Genomic DNA, 19,109 nt, shown 5'->3' on the forward strand with positions numbered 1-19,109 from the left:
ATATTATTTCACTCCATAGTGCATAAGAGTTGCTACAAGTTTTTCCATAGAAGAACCTTTAGAAACTTTAGCAAGAACATCTCTTGCTTCTTGCGTTTTGTTGGCATTTAAAAGTAGCACTGCACTTTGAACAAGTGCTAAATCTCTAAAAATCGCATCTTGTCTTGAAGCATACTTTTGAAGTGAAGCTTCATCCATCGCCATCTCGTACTCTGCCAAATCACTCACCACAAGCGCTTTTGTATCTTTTAAACTCTTAAGCGCTTGCGCATCTTTGTTTGCAACTGCTTGCGAAAAAACCCAAGCATCATGTAACTCAGGGGATAATGCTTTGATATCATTGAGAGCTGCGCCATCTTTTGGGTTTGCACTCAGCTTTGCGAAAGCTATGTTGATGCTCTCTAGTTTGCTTTTCTGGTTCATCTCATACGCTACATTTGCAACAGCAAAAAGAACAACAGCCGCAACAGAAGCGATAATGACATTTTTATACTTTTTTATAAACTTCTCAGTCACAACCGCTTTTTCAAAAAACTTCTCTTCGGAGTTCAACTCCTCTTTTACCATCTCTATATTTTCTTTTAAGCTCAAAAATCTTCCTTCTTTCAAAAAGTCTAAAATAGTATCGCATATTTTGTTAAACTTTCATCAAAGAGAGAGCTTTTTTTTGTTACAATCGTTTAAAACTATCAGAGGATTGTTGTATGCAAGTGGATAATGCGTTATTAGCTAAACTAGAAAAATTATCATTTTTAAAAATTTCGGACGATAAGCGTGAAGAGATTATTGAGCAACTCTCACAAATCGTAAATTTTGTAGATAACCTAGGCGAGTTGGACACAGATGGCGTTGATGATAAGTTTGCGATGAGTGATGCAGCTACATTTTTAAGAGAAGATGCTCCATCTTGTGATGCTTCCGTCAATGAGAGCATCCTTAAAAATGCACCGCAAAGTAGTGACCATTTCTTTATCGTACCAAAAATCATAGAATAACACTTGAAATAGAAAAAGAGTGTTATAATTTAGTGCGTAACATAAAACAGAAGAAATAAACTCAAAATAAATAAGGGGTTGGCTATGAGTCAAGAAAACAGTAAAGCTATTGATATAAAAAAGTTACTAAAGAGTGTTTTGCATTTTGAATCTTCGGATTTGCATCTTGTTCCAGGAAGTGAACCGCAAATCAGGATTGACAAATCTTTAAAACCACTAAACCTTCCAGTTTTAAACGCCAAAGAGATAGAAGAGATGGCGTATGCACTCATCGAGGATAAACAAAAGAAGATTTTTGAAGACAAAAATGAACTTGACTTCTCATTTGAGCTCGAAAATGTAGGTCGTTTCCGTGCAAACTACTACCGTACTATCGGGGGAATTTCATGTGCATTTCGTATGATTCCCATAGATATCCCACCACTTGAGAAGTTCAACAACAACCCGATTTTTAAAGAGCTTGTCAAAAGAGAAAAAGGGCTTATCCTTGTTACAGGACCAACGGGAAGCGGTAAGTCAACAACACTTGCTTCTATGCTTCACGAGATTAACTTAACAGTAAACAAGCATATCATAACCATCGAAGACTCAGTTGAATTTGTGCATACAAACATCAAATCACTCTTCTCACAACGAGAGGTCGGCTCAGACACAAGCTCTTTTGCAACAGCGCTCAAATACGCACTAAGACAAGACCCTGACGTTATCCTTGTAGGTGAGATGAGGGACAAAGAGACCATCTCCGCTGCTCTAACAGCGGCAGAGACAGGTCACATCGTTTTTGGAACACTCCATACAAACTCAGCAGCTTCAACTATCAACCGTATCATTGACGTTTTTGATGCAGGGGAACAAGCACAGGTAAGAGCGCAGCTAGCCTCTTCACTTATCTCTGTTATCTCTCAGTCTCTTATGCCAAGAATCGGCGGCGGTATCGTTGCGACACAAGAAGTTTTGATAGCAAATCCTGCTATCCAAAACCTTATCAGAGAAGACAAAGTGCATCAAATCTACTCTCAAATGCAGTTAAACCAAAATGAGACAAATATGACAACACAAACCGATCAGCTCTTAACACTCCTACGCAAAAAAGTTATCTCCAAAGAGACTGCTATTACCGCTTCCAACAGACCTGAAGAGCTGATGAAAATCCTCCATAATATGTAAAAATCTTGCTTTGTTGCAAGGTTTTTACCTCTTCCTAAACCTTACCATCTTAAAGCGCTCGCCCAAAAAATTTGGCATGATTAAGATTTTTACTTTTTCTAACTCTTGTTTGTAGATTTTCTCATCTGCTTTTTCTCTTAGTATCTCTAAAAGTTCCAAGATTCCCATGTCTATAAGAGCCACCATCTGCGCTTTTAGCTCCACAAACTCTACTCCGGCTTCTAAAAAAGCATCTCTGACATGAGCAAATGTTACATCATAAGTTATATCTGATTTTGCAAAGAGTTCTTCTCTTTTGATATTTTCATCGAAAAATGGAATCACCTCGTGTTTTGCATACACTCTAAGTGAAAAGTCTGGGCGGGCTTGCATCTCTCCGTAGTCAAAACTCATAAACTCAAATTTTTTGCATGAAGCTGCAATCTCAAGAGCAAACTCTTCATAACCTTTTGCTATTTCACCTCTATCTTTATGATACTTTTTGGCTTTTTGTTCCACCCATGCATCTTCAACATCAAAAACGACTTCATGCCCATTAACTCTCGCACTCTTGCCTTTGTAGTAGAGTTCGCATGGGAAGGCATCAAATATCTCATTTGCTATAAAAAAAGCATTTTGGCACTTTAGCTCGCTTAAAGATTTGTAGTGTGTAAGCTTTACAACATCACCAAAACTCTCTTTAAAATAGCTCTTTTGAAACTCTTGAAGTGCGTCAAATCGCTCAATGATGACAAACTGTAGTGTTTGAAGCAGTTGTGGGCGAAGTGTGTATATAAACTCTATAACATCGGCTAAAAAGTAGCCATGATGTGCTCCTATCTCGCAAATCACTCCATTTTGTTCTAAAAAACCCTCATCGACTAATGAGACAATATGCTTTGCAATCGTTCCGCCAAAAAACTTGCTCGTACTCACAGAAGTGTAAAAATCCCCGCTTTTGCCTATGTTTTTGTAGGTTGCATAGTAGCCATCTTTGCCGTATAGCCACTCTGACATATAGTCGCTAAATCTCATTTTTGTACATCTCATAGAGGGTTAGAAGCTCTAGTTGCTTGTCTATATCATAGATGGCAACATCACTCTTTTGAATCTCTACAGAGTTTTGCATCAGCTCGACATCAAACTCCGCTTTGTATCCAGCTTCAAAGAGCTGCTTTGTATCTGCTAAAAGTCTCTCATAAATATCTCTGTTTTCAACACTGAGCTGCTTTTTTTTCTCAAAATTTTCTATATTTTGCATAACTTGTTCATAGATAGCACGAAGTTCTCTTTTTCTATCTTCAACAACCAATTTTGACTTCATGTAGTCAACTTTTGAAGACTCCATATCTCTAAAACTGTTGATATCAAGAGGAAGATTTGCTTTGAAACCAAAGTTGTAGTAATCCTCATTAAGTTGAAATGCAATTTCACTTTTATCCCAATTGTATCCAGCAAAAAAATTAATTTTTGGAAGGTATTTTGCCATCGTCACATCGGTAAAGTGACGGTTTTTTTCTATCTCACTTTGCGACATAGTTAAAACGATATTGTCTTCCAAAAACTCTTTTTGAGTTATTATTTCGAGACTCGGAACAGCTGCATCTTTGTAGTTCATATCGCTTATGGCATTAAACTTTGAGATAAGTCTCTCTTTGTTTGTCTCTATGTCGTAAAGTGCTTGGATGAGCTGGTTACGCTCGATGATGGCACTATCTAAAAAACCAGAGTCAAGCTGACCATTCAGGTAATCTTCCTTTTTTTGCGCAAGGCTAATCTCGGCATTTTTGATAAGGAGATTTTGCTTCTCTCTTTTTAAATCCATCTGTTTTATCTGCATAAGCAGTGAGATAGCATCCTTAACAAGCTTCTTTTTTGCAACATCTATAGAGTAGTCTGCATAGATTCTTGAAGCCTCTGCAAACTTGATCCCATAGTAGATGCCTCCACTCTGAAAGATGGGCTGATCAATCTTGATAGAAGCATTTTCGCCAGTCTGTTCATCTCCATAAGGGTTACTTTTAGAGTAGCTATAGTTAAGGTTAAGAGGTGCTATCCATGAATCACGAAGTTTGGAACTCTCCGCATCATTTTTTTGATAGTCATAGCGAAACTGCTCTTTTTTAGTCTCTGAAATATAGTCCTCTAGCTTCTCATCACACAGAAGAAGCGTAGTGCTACAAAGAGCTAAGAACGCGATTGAGAGCTTCAAAACCTTCATCTATTTCCTCTTTTGTGATTGTCAGAGCCGGTAAAAGTCTCAGCGTATCTCTTCCTGCTCGTAGCACAATTACACCCTCTTCTCTTGCGTTTAAGATGATTTTAGCAAGTGTGTCGCCATCTTTAACACGAAGCCCACACATCATACCGATACCCACTTTTGAGGTAAAGATATCTCTATGTGCGCTATAAAATTTCTCTAAAGCGTCATCAAAATAGTCTATACTCTTTTGTAGTGTGCCCTCATCATACATCTCATCTAAGATATCCATCACCTCACACGCTGCAGTTGCACTTAAAAAGTTTCCGCCAAATGTAGAACCATGGTCTCCTGCACTAAAGACATCCTTATGCGTTGTCATAACAACACCTATAGGCACGCCCCCGCCAAGCCCTTTTGCTAAAGTAACGATATCCGGTTCAATATCATAGTAGTTAGATGCTAAAAATTTGCCTGTTCTATAAACTCCTGTCTGCACTTCATCGATGATAAGTAGAACATTTTTTGACTTTAAAAATTTCGCAAGTTTCTGCACCGCTTCTCTATCCAACGGCTGTACTCCGCCCTCGCCCTGAACAAGTTCTATCATAACCGCACACGTATGGTCATCTACTAAGCTCTCAACATGATTTATATCATCCGCATAAACAAAACCATCAGGATATGGTCCAAAATAGTTGTGCATGTATGACTGACCTGTTGCTTTTACCGTCGTAATGGTTCTTCCATGAAAAGAGTGTTGCAAGGTGATAACTTTGTATCTTTTAAGTTCTCCCTCTTTTTCACCAAACTTTCTCGCTATTTTGATAGCACCCTCATTAGCTTCTGCTCCGCTGTTTCCAAAAAAGCACTTCATATCATAACCACTTGCCTCGACTATCTTTTGCGCAGCTTTTGCCTGTGGTGCTATGTAGTATAGGTTAGAGGTGTGTGTTAGTTTTGAGAGCTGGTTGCAGATGGCATCGTTGACTCTTTTGTTTGCGTGCCCAACACTGCAAACTGCTATGCCTGAAGCAAAATCTATATATCTTTTGCCATTAGCGTCATAAAGTTTTGCATTGTCCCCACTTACAAACTCGACATCCGCTCTTGCATAGGTTGGCAAAACATATTTTTTATCTAAATCTTTTGTATTACTCATCTTTTAACCTTTACCTTATTTTCTTGGAATATTGCGCTTTTAGCGCTTAATGCATGCTTTGAAGGGGTTAAATTATTGACCCCTTTCGTACCACTATAGATTAAAACACAATCAGAGCGCAAATCGTTGTTGTGCCTCACACTAAGCCTCACACTTCCGCTAGCCGATGTAACACTTACCATCTCGCCCTCCCTAAACCCTAAGGAGCTATGCAGATAGACACTCTCTTGGCGGTAAAATTGCGAATTTAAGCTTGTAGGGCTCTTGCTGGTGATGAGATACATCCCCTCCTCTTCATCTATCTTAGAACCTATTTCATCAAGAAAAACAAATTCGCCATCTTTGGTATCAAAACCGTTGCTGTACGGGTTCTCTTCTCGTTTATCGACATAAAGCAATCCATCTATTTTTTGCACTGCAAAACCCTTAAAATGGTTTATATAAAACTCTTCACTCTCTAAAGCGATGCCAAACTCTCTGCACAGATACGCACTCAAATCATACTCACTGATTCCCACATCTGTCTCCGCCACCTTTGGCATAAAAGAGATTCTATTGTGTGAGTAAGATGTTCTTACATCATTTTTATATAAAAAGCTCTTTGCAGGTATCACAAGGTCAGCCATCTCGCTTGTCTCATTCTCAAAAAGCCCAAAATAGACTACGTTTTTTACACCCTCCATCGATGCTCTTACTCGATTTGAGTCTGGCATCTGGGAGAGCGGATTTGCACCCTGAACAAAAACCATTTCAAAACTGCTAAACTCGGTAAGCACTTTTGATACTCTTTTGCTCTGCGTAACAAAAGGAGAGGAAATGTTTGCTCGTGAAGCGCCCAGATAACTCACACCACACCCCTCTTTTCCGAAAAGTCCAAGCATTGCCGCTAAAGCATCAATGGAGCGCATGACATCTGCCCCATTATGATACTTTTGGATACCGACACCGCAAACAAAAGCTACTTTTTTTTCTTTAACTAGCCTCAAAAAATCTCCAAGTTGCCCAAGAGAGACATCCATTTGGTCTAAAACCGCCTTGATGCGCAGATTTTGTGTCAACTCATAGTACTCTTCATATCCACTTGCGTACTTCTCTAAAAACTCCTCATCACACCCATTTTCGATATGCAAAAAACGCGCAAGCAACATCGCTAAAAACTGGTCAGTGTGCGGTTTAAGCTGGATATGCAAATCAGCCATTTTTGCTATTGGCGTCTTTATGGGGTCGATAACGACGATAGTTTTACCTTTAATGAGGGGAAGAAGATGGCTTGATGTAGTGTGTGGATTTCTACCCCAAAAAACAACTACTTCTGATTTTGCAATCTCTTGAATAGGCATCGTTTTGTTGCTGCCTCTGCCCTCTATAACTCCCGTTTCACCTGCTCCGTCACACAAACTCCCCTCTGTCAAAACAGCACCGTAAGAGGCAAAAAAATGGTCCGTTACCTCTTGCATAAGTGCAAAATTTCCGCTTCCTCTATAGTGAAGTATCTTGTTTTTTGCAGAGTTCTCTATAATCTCTTTAAGCTTTTGAAGTGCTGCGTCAAGAGAGATTTCTTCCCCTTTATATCTTGGCATTTGGATAGTTGCATGCTTTTCGTAGTGGTTGAGATGTGGGCACAAAAAGCCTTGCGTATGACCCTCTTTTACCCCTTTTAACTTATGATTGTCAAAAAGTATCTCACATGCATCATAACAATCGAGCGGGCATGCAGTTTTATCACTCATCTCTTAACTCAACTTTCACCAGTTTTGAGAAGAGTTCTGGAGGGTTCGTGATGATTTGCGCCATATATTTGGAGATATTTTTTCCATCTGCTATACGCAAAAGCCTAGAAATTTTGTAACTACTCTTCTCCCCATCAATATAGACAACCTTTTTTTGTGCACCAACGACATCCGCTTCATCAAGGTATATCGTTAACTTTGCCTTTGAGGTGTCAGCTACTTTTGCTAAGGGTGTTGCCATGCCAACGACCTGCCCTGTTTGGACAAGCATCTCATAGAGTACGAAGTTTTTTGCAACAAGATTTTTATCTTCGATACTTCTTTGAAGTTGTGCTTCTCTATACTTTAAATCTGTTATCTGGATTTTGAGATTTTGAATCTCTTTTCGTGTGCTTAGATAGAGATTTTCACTTGTTATCAAATCATAAAACTCTCTATCTTTATCAACAGCAGATTTGAACTTGAGAGGCTCTATTTTTTTGTAATTTTCTCTTTTTTTTACAAGTGACTCATCCATGTTTACTAGAACAGCTTCATTGATTTCTATAACACTCTTAAGATACATAAGCTTCTCACGCACAGCAGCAAGCTCTTTTTTATCAAGCTCAAAATCTATGCCGATATAGGGCTTTTCTGTAAGTTTTGTTCCAACCAAACTCTCATCTGCATGAACAACCAAACCTGAAACGTTTGAAGAGATGTCCCTAATCTCATAAGGCTCAACTTTTGCATAATATATTTTAGCGTCCAAAAGAGCAAAGAGAAGCGAGAGCGTAAAAAATAGTTTCATAAAAACACCTTTAGGGCACCTCTAAAAACTATAACCACCTTCAGCGATAGAGAGAAGTTCACAATCAAGGCGACTCTTTGCAGCCCTAGCCAAAGCTAAGGCAAAAAGAGGCAACGCAGAGTGTGGGCTTCTCTCTATCGCCCTACGGGAGGAATTTAAAAAAGCGACCTAGCGCAAAACTTTTTATCGCCTTAGCGTTGGCTAAAGCTCAAAAAAGATTTTGCACTATCTCATCTTTTTTAAATTCCTCTGAAGGTGGTTATAGTTTTTAGAGGTGCCCTTTAAAATAAGGGTTTATTTTACCATTTCATCATTAATATTCAAGCAGAATAGAACGAATTTTTGGTATCATCTTAGAAACAACTCTTAACTAAGAGACAGAGGGGAATTAATGTCTGTTTTAGACAATGTTGACGCTGCCACAAATCTTGCAAAAAACAATGAAGTACAACTTTTGGTCTTTCGCGTAAGTGATGCGCCGGATTCAGCTTACTATGCTATCAATGTATTTAAAACGCGTGAAGTTGTGGAGTCTAAAAACCACTACATTACGCAAATACCATCATCACATCCTCTCTTAGAGGGAACAATCGTTTTACGTGGACTTCAGATTCCTATACTGAACCTTCCACAGTGGCTTGGAACGACTCTGAGTAATCAAGAGATACAAAAATCAAATATTTTAGTATGTGATTTTAATGGCATCATTATCGGACTTCGTATCATGTCGGCGTTTAGGGTTATCAAGAAAAACTGGAATGAGATGCACGCTCCGGATAGCTACAGAGTAGGTGAAGACAATGTTGTTATCAATGATACAAGACTTGAAGATGGTAGTTTATGCCTTGTTCTTGACTATGAAAAACTTCTTGCCGATGTCATTCCTCAAGCGATGGTTGATGTATATGAATCACCTGCAAATTTGGCAAATATGGAGATTCCAAAAAAGCTTAAAATCGGAACTGTTTTAGTTGCAGAAGATTCTAAAACAGCGCAAAAACATCTCAAACAAATTTTTGAAAATGCCCATATTTCTATGAGACTTTTTGATAATGGCAAATTGCTTATTGACTATATCAATGCTCTTGGTGAAAATGTCTCTGCTATCCCTGCCATCATTACAGATATAGAGATGCCTGAGATGTCAGGTTTTACGGTTGTAAAAATTCTTAAAGCAAATGCAAAAACAAAAGATATTCCAGTTATAGTAAACAGCTCGATGACAGGATTAAACAACAAAAGAGAAGCTCAAGTACTAGGTGCAGATGGTTTTATAGATAAAACGAAGAGTCAAAACATTATCCCGCTTATTGTGGAAATCATGAAGACAAAAATGTAAGAGTTTTTCTCTCCCCTAAAAAGGGGAAAGATTATTTGAAGATAGAGATTAAAACACCCGCTGCAACCGCAGAACCAATAACACCCGCAACGTTTGGACCCATAGCATGCATTAAAAGCATATTTGTACGGTCATACTCCATACCTACTTTGTTAGATACACGAGCCGCCATAGGAACGGCAGAAACTCCCGCAGAGCCGATAAGAGGATTTATCTTAGTTTTAGAGAACATATTCATGATTTTTGCCATGATAACACCGCCCGCAGTTCCCGCAGAAAATGCCACGATACCGAGTGCTAAAATAGCAAGTGTTTCAGCAACCAAGAACTGATCTGCTGCAAGTTTTGAACCAACAGCAAGACCTAAAAAGATAGTTACTATGTTGATAAGTGCATTTTGCATCGTGTCGGAGAGTCTATCTACAACACCACTCTCTTTTAAGAAGTTACCAAACATAAACGCACCGATAAGCGGCGTCGCATCTGGAAGTACCAAAATAGCAAGAACTAGAACCATAATAGGGAAAACCAACTTCTCTAAACGAGAGACATGTCTCATGGTACTCATTCTGATTCTTCTCTCTGCATCCGTTGTAAGCGCTCTCATAATTGGAGGCTGGATAACAGGAACAAGTGCCATATATGAGTAAGACGCAACGGCAATAGCACCAAGTAGTTCAGGTGCGAGTTGTGTAGCAATAAAGATAGATGTTGGACCGTCAGCTCCACCGATGATGGAGATAGCTGAGGCTTGCTTGAGCGTAAAGTCAAAAATCGTTGTATATTGTGCAAGTGCAACCGCACCCACAAGTGTCCCAAAGATACCAAACTGTGCCGCACCACCAAGGAGTGCAGTTTTAGGGTTTGAGAGAAGCGGTCCAAAGTCTGTCATCGCACCAACTCCCATAAAGATAAGGACAGGAAAGAGTTGATTTGAGAGACCCATATGGTAGATGATACCTAAAAAGCCATCAGGTCCTGCCATATTTGCAACAGGAATATTTGCCAAAAGTCCGCCAAAACCTATAGGTAAAAGCAGAAGTGGCTCAAAACCTTTCACAATTGCCAGATAAAAAATCACAAATGTGATAATTATCATTATGATTCTGCCCCATGATTTATGAAAATCACTCATAGGTTCACCGTGTGAGTTTACCTCGTTTGGATTTGGATTTGCCAAAGCATAGATACCTGTTGATTTTAAAAAGTCCACAACAAGGGTACCCACATCTTTTGACTGATATGTCTCGACATTTGCCGCTGCTCTATCCGCTACTGGCGCGTCAGAGGCATAAGCAACATTCAAGCCAAGAAGCATCAGTACTGTAACTATTTTTATTAAAAATGCTCTCATACGACTACCCCAGTATCGCTACTGTTTGACCTTCAACTACTTTATCATTTGTAGCAACATGGATAGATTTGATAACGCCGCCTTTTGGTGCTACTACATCTATCTCCATCTTCATAGACTCTAAAATAAGGATAACATCACCCTCTTTTACGCTTTGACCTGGATTTGCAACGATTTTCCAAACACTTCCTGGAAGAAGTGCTTTGATCTCAATCCCTACTGCTGTTGTTTGGACAGGAGAAGCCGCTGGAGCAGATACTGCCGTACTCTCTCCATTGACTGCCGTTACTTGAATATCAACATTGCCCTCTGCAACTTGAACACTATATTTTTGCCCATCTACTACAACTGTATAACTTCCGCTTCCCATGTTTTTGCTCCCGCTCTCTTTATTTGCTTCTTCTTGTTTCATCTCTGACAGTTTACGAACCATCAACTCACCTTCGCCTTTTAAGAAGGCGATTCCCTTATCGTGACAAGCAGCGGCTATAAAGATATTTTCTTCTGTTATCTCTATATTTTCTGCTTTAAGCTTCTCAATCCAAGTAGCCAAAGATTTGCTCTCATCAGCATTTGCCAAATCAAGAGCTTTCTCAGTCGTAGGCGCTAAACCTAACTTCTCAGATGCAATTTTTACAATTTCTGGATCTGGAGCAACTGGAGTTTTTCCAAAATATCCCAAAACCATCTTGCCGTATCCTGGAGCGATTGCATTCCATGGACCTTGCATAACATTGTTCAGTGCTTGTTGGAAGTAAAACTGCGAAACAGGTGTTACAGATGTTCCGTATCCGCCTTTTTTTACAACTTCTGTCATTGCAGCGATTACCTCTGGAAATCTATCCATAATGCCATTATCACGCATCATTTGGGTATTTGCAGTAAGCGCACCACCTGGCATCGGAGAGAATGGAATGATTGGAGAAACCATTGTCGCTTCAGGAGGCATAAAGTAATCAGACAAGCAAGATTGTAACTCTTTTTCGTATGTTAAAATCTTATCTATCTCTAAACCACCAAGGTCGTAATTCATCCCTTTTGTCGCATGAAGCATAGTTAAGATGTCTGGCTGGCTTGTACCGCCACTCACTGGTGCAGCAGCCAAGTCTATACCATCAACGCCAGCTTCGAGTGCCGCCATATATGCAGCAACAGAAACGCCTGCCGTCTCATGCGTATGAAGTCTGATATGTGTTCCCTCAGGAGCAAGACGTCTTGCCATCTGAATCGTTTCAAAAACTTTTTGTGGATTTGAAGTTCCAGAGGCATCTTTAAAACAGATACTGTCATAAGGAATACCGCTATCGAGTATCTCACGTAATGTTTTTTCATAAAACTCTACAGTGTGAGCACCATAGCATCCTGGAGGTAAGTCCATCATAGTTACAACTACTTCGTGCTTAAGTCCATGATGAGTTATCCTCTCTGCAGAGTATTTTAGGTTTTCAACATCATTGAGTGCGTCAAAATTTCTAATCGTTGTAGCACCATGTTTTTTGAACATTTTTGCATGTAAATCGATAAGTTCTTTGGAGCCAGTGTCAAGCATAACAGTATTGACACCACGGGAGAGTGTTTGAAGATTTGCATCAGGTCCTACGATTTTTCGGAATTCATCCATCATTTCAAAGGCATCTTCTCTTAAGTAAAAGTAAAGAGACTGAAATCTCGCTCCTCCAGCAAACTCAAAGTGTTTTATCCCTGCCATTTTTGCAGCTTCAACAGCTGGAAAAAAATCTTTCATCAACACGCGACCACCAAAAACGGATTGGAATCCGTCTCTGAAAGTTGTGTCCATTATATCAATAAATTTTTTGGCCATTTTTTCGCTTCCTAACCTTCTCTATGGTATTTAATTGCTGCTGTAATCGCTGCAACTACTTTTTTATCGTCTTTTTGACTATTGTTCATAGCTGCATTTAACTTAGCATTCACATCAGGTCTTGCCTCAGGAAAATACTTACTCAAGATAGCCGACATGATGTTCATACAATAAATCATAACTACAAGGAAAAGAAAAACCGTTCCCATTCCAAGAAGCATGAATTTAATACTCTCTAATACAGGATTCATCTCCATCATTACACCTTCCAAACTTGTTTGGCGCTACTGTACAATATTAATGTTTAAAAAGAGTTTGCAAGGGGTTTTTAGATTGGACCCAAGGGTTTGATTGTTACTTTTTGATTATATAATTCACCAAAATCATGAGAGCACAATTCTCAACTTAGGATAGATATGAAAAACGAAAACGTTGTAAAATTTGGACGCATCAATAGCATAGAGGGATACTCTTACATAGCTCTTGTTTTTATTGCAATGCCTATGAAGTACCTTTTTGCCATGCCTATGGCTGTTAAAATAGTTGGAATGATTCACGGAATCTTGTTTATCCTTTTTTGTTACTATCTTCTTCGGGCGTGGCAAGAAGCAGGGTGGTCTTTTAAAGAGAGCGCACTCTTTTTTATCGCTTCACTTCTGCCTTTTGGAACATTTTTTACAAAAAAGAGAATACAATCTTATGAAGTCAAAAGTTCTCTTTAGTTAAAATAATTGCAAAGATAAAATATTTTGGAGGAAATAATGATAGGTGGAATGCATGAACAAGAGTTTATGGCATATATAATATTTGGATTAGTTTTAAATTTTCTTTTTTCCATACTTTTTGGACTCTATCTTAGCAAAAACATAGGAATGCAAGAGATGCTAAGTTCCAAAGGAGACAAAGAGCAATCACTTTTTGTGAGTTTATCTCTGTTTGTGCCTTACGCAAAAATGGCAGTCACGCTCTATAGAGTAGCTATCTTGCAGATTTTCTTTTTAAACAGAGGCTACTCTCATAAAGAGTTTTGGATTTATATGACTTCAAACAGCCTCAATAAAGTAGATTAAAATAGTGAATGAACACAAACTAAAAGTCGTTCTCGCTGTGTTAGTTGGTATCTTTTTTGCATTTGTTTTTATAATACTTGCTTTTGTTTTACCTGCGAAAGAAGAAGAGGCACTTCTTATCAAAAAACCAGCCAACATTCTTGAAGAAGTCTCTCAATCCCTTAGGGAGTAATCAGAGAGAATTTTTAACTGCTATGAGATTGAGCGTCTCATAAGCGCAAAGAGGGTTGAGCTTTATGGCAGAGATTTCAAGTGCTTTTGCGTAAAGTCTTAGATAATCCAAATTATCTTCAACCATCATCTCTTCGAGAATTTTTTGTGCATCTTTTATGCGTAGATTTCTCACAACACCCAAATTTTTATGTGCTAAGTGCTTGATATCCGTATAGTCTAACGCTCTGCCCTCGAGGATATCTTTTTTGAGCTTATGGATGAGAGCATAAAATGCGATTTTTGATTTTAAAATCTGAATAACATAATCTTCTATAAGCTGTAAAACTATCTCTCTTTCTAAAGAGAGCTCTTCCATCGCTTCTTCTATCTCATAGTTATAGTTTGCAATATCCAAATGTCCAAGATTTTGTTTTACAAACGTGTCACCATCTTGTAACAGTCTGTCGATTTTGCGGCGGAGTTCAGCGTTCTCAGGACGCCTTTTTTCTCTTATATCACTATTCATGGAAGTAAAATAACATATTTTTTTCTCTTATGATTCTAAAGTTTTAAAAAATGGACATAAACTCGCGAGGAGTGCTACAAAAGCACTCATACAAGCGACTAAATTGCTTTGGAAATAACACGATTAAGTCTTGTTATAAAGCCTGTTGTGTCTTCTAGCTCTACGCCCTCAAATAGTTTTGCCTGATCAAGAAGAAGGTGCGCTGCATCATTGATAAGGTTTTGGTCAACAGAGTTTTTGAGTTTTACGATAAGTTCATGTTTAGGATTTATCTGTAAAATCGGTGCAGGTGTGGGTGCATCACTCTTTTGTCCCATCTGTCTCATGATTTGCGCCATCATAAAGGCAGGGTCTTCTTTGTCTTCTTTGAGTTTTACAGGAGAATCAACCAAATCAAAAGTAACTTCAACAGCTTTTATACTCTCTCCCAAAGAGCTTTTGAGCTCTTTTGCAAGCCCTTCGTACTCTTTTGCCACCTCTTCATGCGCTTTTTTCTCATCTTCATTTTCATCAAATTTTGCATCATTTACGTGAACAAGCTTGTACTCTTTATACTCCGTTACCATTGGGAAGATGATGGTGTCAATCTCTTCATTAAGCACTAAAACATCAATACCGCGAGACTTAAATCGCTCCAATGCAGGCGAGTTTTTGAGCATAGAGAGAGATGTTTTACCCGTAATAAAGTAAATCTCTTTTTTCGTCTCATCAACATTTTTCAAAAACTCTTCAAACATTACCGGCTCAGAAGAGTTAAGAGTGTTAAACTGCATAAGCTCCAAAATCTTCTCACGGTTGCCATAGTCACTGTAAAGCCCCTCTTTAAGGACATTTCCAAACTCTTTAAAGAATGTTTTATACTTCTCTTTGTCGTTTGTCGCCATCTTTGCAAGTTCGGAGAGAACTTTTTTGACGGAAGCATTTTTTATCTTTGCCATCACTGCATTTGACTGTAAAATCTCACGAGAGACATTGAGAGGAAGGTCTTTTGAGTCAATCACACCACGTAAAAATCTCATATAAGTCGGCATCAGCTCTTTTTCATCATCTGTGATAAAGACACGGTTGATATAGAGTTTAATCCCTGTTTGATAGTCAACTCTGTACAAATCCATCGGTGCTTTGCTTGGGATGTAAAAGAGCGTTGTGTATTCGATAGCACCCTCTGCTTTGTTGTGCATCCATGCAAGAGGCTCTTCTGAAGAGTGAGCGATAGAGCTGTAGAAGTCTTTGTACTCCTCCTCTTTTATCTCATTTTTTGAAATTGTCCAAAGTGCGTTTGCACGGTTGATCTGCTTGTTTTCTATCTCTGTTCTTGAAGGTTCTATCTCTTTGCCCTCATCATCTTTTTTTGCAGGAACGAACTTCTCTTTATCCATAAAAATCGGGAATGGAATGTGGTTTGAGTACTTTTTGATGATACTCTCAATTCTGTATGTATCTAAAAACTCGCTATCTTCGTCGTTTAGGTGCATAACAATGGTTGTTCCGTGACCGTCTTGTGTGCTGTGCTCTATCTCAAACTCGCCATCACCCTTACTTATCCAAAGATACGCTTGCTCTTCACCTGCTTTTTTTGTTGTCACTTCAACTCTGTGTGCGACCATAAAACAAGCATAAAAACCGACACCAAACTGACCGATAAGGTTTGAATCTTTTTTCTGATCTCCCGTGAGATTTTCTAAAAATGCCTTTGTTCCTGACTTGGCAATTGTCCCGAGGTTGTTCATCAAATCCTCTTCATTCATACCTATCCCACTATCTTTGATAGTAAGTGTTTTTGTCTCTTTGTTTGCAACGATATCGATGCGAGGGTTGAAACTGATGCCTTTGTATGCGTCGTTTGTTAAAACGAGCAGGTTGAGTTTGTCCATCGCATCTGACGCGTTAGAGACTAGCTCACGCAAAAATATCTCTTTGTTTGAGTAGAGCGAGTGAATCATAAGGTTGAGTATCTGATTTGCTTCTGTTTGAAATTGATGTTTTGCCATCTTTGAAATCCTTTAGGTAAAAATTTCAAGAATAGTAGCAAAAAAAGATTAATAATTGCAAATCAAATCAACTATCTTTAGTCTTAATGACTAAAGTTTGATTAGTTTATATGTAGCAGCCATTTTTGTTTCTACATTTTTTGAAGGTAAAAAAGAGCGTGTTCATAAAAATATTTCCCAAATAGGCTATAATCTGCACTAAAGAGAGTTCACATAAGGAATTGGTTATGCAAAAATTTACAACACTGGTTGCGACAGACTTTTCAAAGAGTAGTTATGTTGTTTTAGAAAAAGCTATTGCTTTTACGCGCAAGATGGGTGGAGAATTACATCTCGTTCATGTAGTGGAGAGTTCATTTTTTTCAAAAAAAGTAGATTTAGATGCCCTCAAAGAGAGTGGTTTTCTTGAGCTTGGCAAAAACTTTAGCTCTCTTAAAAAAGAGAATTTTCACTGTGTGAGCGGTAAAGTAAAAGTAGAGATTGCCAATATTGCACAAGTTTTGAATGCGGACATCATCATTATGGGCAACAGTGGAGAGACACACTTTTTAAATGAGTTTCTTATGGGTTCCCACACAAAAGAGATCATCAAACATGCGCAAACTTCACTTTTAGTAATGAAGAATGATCATGAACTTACTTATAACGACATTATGGTTCTCACAGATATGTCTGAAGCTTCTGCAGCAGCCATCAAGAGGACAGCACAGCTTTTTGAGGGTGCAAAAATGACCCTTGTAAATCTATACTATCTTATGAGCACGAGTGCTATTGAGATAAGCCGCTATGGACTTAATGAAGAGGATGTAGCAGCCTATGAAAACAGTATCAAAGAGGAGTCGCAAAAAGAGTTAGAGACATTTGTCAACTCTCTTATGTTGCCAAAAGAGATAGATGTCACCGCATACTCTTTGAGAAGCTCTTTAAACCCAAAAATGTTCCAAAAAGAAGCTGTCGGGATTGAACGTGATTTGCTTGTTATCCATGCTACACAAAATGTGAGTTTCTTTGCTTTTGACATCCTAGAGCAATCCACGACAGATGTTCTTGTTATAAAATAGGTCTGATTTTTGTTTCAAGAAAACACCCAGCAAGAGTATATAGAACTTTTAGAGCCTACGCCTAAACTCTACAGCAAAAAGTGCAAATTTATGGCGTTTGGGCTACGCCTTTTTTTAAAATATACAACAATTTTAGTCACTCTTGTGGTTTGGTTTTTTTATGACTTTTTTTTAGCCGCACTCGCACTTGTTCTCACTTTTATCATAATGGGGATAGTTCGTTCAAAACTCCGTAACTCCTCTATCCCCTATACGCAAAGGGAGTACCCCTACACCGATGCTGCCATCGCGGAGTGGTACACCGCCAAAGAGCTCTGCTTTGGGGATGCCTAAAGCTTAAGAGGCTTTGCGTATTCCATAATCTTTGCTTCTTGTCCTAGTTCATCTTGAATCACGGAAGCAAAAGTTTCCATCTTCTCTGTTTCCCCATGAATCAAATAGATAGTTTTCAACCCCTCAATAGGTCGTATCCACTCGATGAGCTCTTTTTGGTCTGCATGTGCGGAGAAGCCGTTGATGGTATAAACTTTTGCTTTAACAGCTATCTCTTCGCCATAAATCTTAATCATCTTCTCGCCATCAACTATGCTGCGTCCAAGCGTCCCATGAACCTGATACCCAACAAATACAACGGCATTTTTTGCGTTCCAAAGTCTATGTTTGAGATGGTGCATGATACGCCCGCCGTTGCACATTCCGCTTCCTGCAATGATGATGCAGCGCTCTTTTGTTTTGTTGATTGCCATAGACTGGTCTCGTGTTGTCGTTGTCTCAAGCCATGCAAAAGAGAATGGATCACCCCCGCTCCCAGGTGCATACTCAAGTGTGTCGCTCAAATGGATAGGATAACGGTTATAAAGTTTTGTCGCTTTGATGGCAAGGGGACTATCTAAAAAGACACGGCATTTTGGCAACTCGCCATTGTCGTGCATCTCATGAAGCAACCAAAGAATCTCTTGCGTTCTCTCCAGTGCAAAAGATGGGATGATAACATTGCCATTTTGTTGCAGCGTTGTGCGTACAGCCTCCTTAAACTCGGCTATACTCTGTTCTAGTGGTTTGTGCTGACGGTCTCCGTATGTTGACTCTATAAAAAGAGCATCCGCTTGGTCGATGTTGTCCGCACTGTCGATGATAAGTCTCTCTGGAGAGCCTAAATCGCCAGAGAAGAGGATACGCTTGTGGCTGTTTTTTTCCTGATAATCAAGTATAACAAAAGCGCTTCCCATGATATGCCCTGCATTTGCCAGTATCACCTTGATGTGATGCTTTAGCTTATGCTCTTCAAAATACTCTAACGTGCACCATTTTTTCTCAAAAACTTTATCCACATCCTCTTTTGTGTAGAGCGGCTCTAAGATACTCTCCTCTTCACCACGTCTGCGTGCTTTTTTGCGAAGCGTTTTATACTCCTCTTTGAGTATATTTGCACTATCAAGCAGCATCACTTTTGCGATATCGTGAGTAGCTTTTGTGGCGATTATCCTGCCATTGAACCCATCTTTTATAAGCTTTGGCACTCTCCCGATATGGTCAAGATGCGCATGAGTCAAGATGAGATAGTTGACTTTATAAGGGTCAAACTCAAAAGCCTCGTAGTTTCTCTCCTCATTACCGTTGCCTTGAAACATACCACAGTCAATCAAAATTTTTATAGAATCAATTTTTACTAAGTGGCACGAACCAGTAACACTCTGCGCCGCTCCGTATGATGTAACAGTTGCCATTCTTTCATCCTTGGTTTTCAATCTAACTGATTATATTCCAATT

At 39.0% G+C, this 19,109-nt stretch carries 20 protein-coding genes; 8 read left to right on the forward strand and 12 right to left on the reverse strand.

The genetic code is table 11. From position 1 onward, the window contains the following. Positions 1–3: 3 nt before the first annotated feature. Complete coding sequence (locus AC6H4V_RS07360; RefSeq protein WP_497606329.1) at positions 4–591, reverse strand: hypothetical protein; 588 nt, start codon at positions 589–591, stop codon at positions 4–6. A gap of 113 nt (positions 592–704) precedes the next feature. Here AC6H4V_RS07360 and gatC point away from each other — a divergent pair, with 113 nt between their 5' ends. Next, positions 705–995: an Asp-tRNA(Asn)/Glu-tRNA(Gln) amidotransferase subunit GatC gene (gene gatC / locus AC6H4V_RS07365; protein WP_497606330.1), complete on the forward strand. Its 291-nt coding sequence runs from the start codon at positions 705–707 to the stop codon at positions 993–995. An 84-nt stretch (positions 996–1,079) separates the two neighbouring features. After that, a complete protein-coding gene (locus AC6H4V_RS07370) occupies positions 1,080–2,162 on the forward strand; it encodes a type IV pilus twitching motility protein PilT (RefSeq protein WP_497606331.1) in 1,083 nt (360 codons plus the stop codon). 24 nt (positions 2,163–2,186) lie between these two features. Here AC6H4V_RS07370 and AC6H4V_RS07375 read toward each other — a convergent pair whose 3' ends face one another. The 5 genes from AC6H4V_RS07375 to AC6H4V_RS07395 are packed head-to-tail and all read right to left on the reverse strand — an operon-like array spanning position 2,187 to position 8,023. Next, positions 2,187–3,176, reverse strand: coding sequence for an SAM-dependent methyltransferase (locus tag AC6H4V_RS07375; protein ID WP_497607920.1), 990 nt, complete (start codon positions 3,174–3,176; stop codon positions 2,187–2,189). Then, positions 3,166–4,362 carry a TolC family protein gene (locus AC6H4V_RS07380; protein ID WP_497606332.1) on the reverse strand — a complete coding sequence of 399 codons (1,197 nt, stop codon included), beginning with the start codon at positions 4,360–4,362 and terminating at the stop codon, positions 3,166–3,168. Before AC6H4V_RS07380 ends, AC6H4V_RS07375 begins: the two co-directional genes overlap by 11 nt. Continuing rightward, on the reverse strand, positions 4,319–5,503 hold the full coding sequence (locus AC6H4V_RS07385) for an aspartate aminotransferase family protein (RefSeq protein WP_497606333.1): 1,185 nt from the start codon (positions 5,501–5,503) through the stop codon (positions 4,319–4,321). The genes AC6H4V_RS07380 and AC6H4V_RS07385 overlap by 44 nt, the downstream gene beginning before the upstream one ends. Continuing rightward, complete coding sequence (locus AC6H4V_RS07390) at positions 5,500–7,233, reverse strand: molybdopterin-dependent oxidoreductase (RefSeq protein ID WP_497606334.1); 1,734 nt, start codon at positions 7,231–7,233, stop codon at positions 5,500–5,502. Before AC6H4V_RS07390 ends, AC6H4V_RS07385 begins: the two co-directional genes overlap by 4 nt. Then, positions 7,226–8,023, reverse strand: a complete 798-nt coding sequence (locus AC6H4V_RS07395; protein WP_497606335.1) for an efflux RND transporter periplasmic adaptor subunit — start codon at positions 8,021–8,023, stop codon at positions 7,226–7,228. Before AC6H4V_RS07395 ends, AC6H4V_RS07390 begins: the two co-directional genes overlap by 8 nt. A 391-nt stretch (positions 8,024–8,414) precedes the next feature. Between AC6H4V_RS07395 and AC6H4V_RS07400 the strand changes: the two genes are divergently transcribed. Next, the gene (locus AC6H4V_RS07400) at positions 8,415–9,362 is read left to right on the forward strand and encodes a chemotaxis protein (protein WP_428730661.1); all 948 of its coding nucleotides are present in this window, start codon (positions 8,415–8,417) and stop codon (positions 9,360–9,362) included. A 31-nt stretch (positions 9,363–9,393) separates the two neighbouring features. Here the strand turns inward: AC6H4V_RS07400 and AC6H4V_RS07405 are convergent, their stop codons facing one another. Genes AC6H4V_RS07405 through AC6H4V_RS07415 form a run of 3 tightly spaced genes read right to left on the reverse strand, consistent with a single transcriptional unit; the run spans position 9,394 to position 12,798 of the window. Continuing rightward, positions 9,394–10,716 (reverse strand): sodium ion-translocating decarboxylase subunit beta, encoded by a 1,323-nt coding sequence (locus tag AC6H4V_RS07405; RefSeq protein WP_497606336.1) that lies wholly within the window; start codon positions 10,714–10,716, stop codon positions 9,394–9,396. A 4-nt stretch (positions 10,717–10,720) separates the two neighbouring features. Continuing rightward, the gene (locus tag AC6H4V_RS07410; RefSeq protein ID WP_497606337.1) at positions 10,721–12,538 is read right to left on the reverse strand and encodes a biotin/lipoyl-containing protein; all 1,818 of its coding nucleotides are present in this window, start codon (positions 12,536–12,538) and stop codon (positions 10,721–10,723) included. Between the two features lie 11 nt (positions 12,539–12,549). Then, positions 12,550–12,798: an OadG family protein gene (locus AC6H4V_RS07415; RefSeq protein WP_497606338.1), complete on the reverse strand. Its 249-nt coding sequence runs from the start codon at positions 12,796–12,798 to the stop codon at positions 12,550–12,552. A 156-nt stretch (positions 12,799–12,954) separates the two neighbouring features. On the opposite strand from AC6H4V_RS07415, the gene AC6H4V_RS07420 reads away from it, so the two are divergent. Genes AC6H4V_RS07420 through AC6H4V_RS07430 form a run of 3 tightly spaced genes read left to right on the forward strand, consistent with a single transcriptional unit; the run spans position 12,955 to position 13,780 of the window. Next, entirely contained in the window at positions 12,955–13,260 is a 306-nt protein-coding gene (locus tag AC6H4V_RS07420; RefSeq protein ID WP_428729623.1) for a DUF3817 domain-containing protein, read from the forward strand. Between the two features lie 39 nt (positions 13,261–13,299). Further along, a complete protein-coding gene (locus AC6H4V_RS07425) occupies positions 13,300–13,608 on the forward strand; it encodes a hypothetical protein (RefSeq protein WP_497606339.1) in 309 nt (102 codons plus the stop codon). A gap of 4 nt (positions 13,609–13,612) precedes the next feature. Next, positions 13,613–13,780 (forward strand): hypothetical protein, encoded by a 168-nt coding sequence (locus tag AC6H4V_RS07430; RefSeq protein WP_428729621.1) that lies wholly within the window; start codon positions 13,613–13,615, stop codon positions 13,778–13,780. Here AC6H4V_RS07430 and AC6H4V_RS07435 read toward each other — a convergent pair whose 3' ends face one another. Further along, complete coding sequence (locus AC6H4V_RS07435; RefSeq protein ID WP_497606340.1) at positions 13,781–14,287, reverse strand: hypothetical protein; 507 nt, start codon at positions 14,285–14,287, stop codon at positions 13,781–13,783. Between the two features lie 98 nt (positions 14,288–14,385). After that, the gene (gene htpG / locus AC6H4V_RS07440; protein WP_497606341.1) at positions 14,386–16,278 is read right to left on the reverse strand and encodes a molecular chaperone HtpG; all 1,893 of its coding nucleotides are present in this window, start codon (positions 16,276–16,278) and stop codon (positions 14,386–14,388) included. Between the two features lie 227 nt (positions 16,279–16,505). Between htpG and AC6H4V_RS07445 the strand changes: the two genes are divergently transcribed. Together AC6H4V_RS07445 and AC6H4V_RS07450 are read left to right on the forward strand one after the other, a co-directional pair. Further along, on the forward strand, positions 16,506–17,339 hold the full coding sequence (locus tag AC6H4V_RS07445) for a universal stress protein (protein WP_428729618.1): 834 nt from the start codon (positions 16,506–16,508) through the stop codon (positions 17,337–17,339). A gap of 9 nt (positions 17,340–17,348) precedes the next feature. Continuing rightward, positions 17,349–17,672, forward strand: coding sequence for a hypothetical protein (locus AC6H4V_RS07450; protein WP_428729617.1), 324 nt, complete (start codon positions 17,349–17,351; stop codon positions 17,670–17,672). On the opposite strand, the gene AC6H4V_RS07455 is transcribed toward AC6H4V_RS07450, so the two are convergent. Then, positions 17,669–19,066, reverse strand: coding sequence for an MBL fold metallo-hydrolase RNA specificity domain-containing protein (locus AC6H4V_RS07455; protein WP_497606342.1), 1,398 nt, complete (start codon positions 19,064–19,066; stop codon positions 17,669–17,671). The genes AC6H4V_RS07450 and AC6H4V_RS07455 overlap by 4 nt on opposite strands. Between the last annotated feature and the right edge of the window lie 43 nt (positions 19,067–19,109).

It is taken from the genome of Sulfurimonas lacustris, assembly GCF_059705355.1.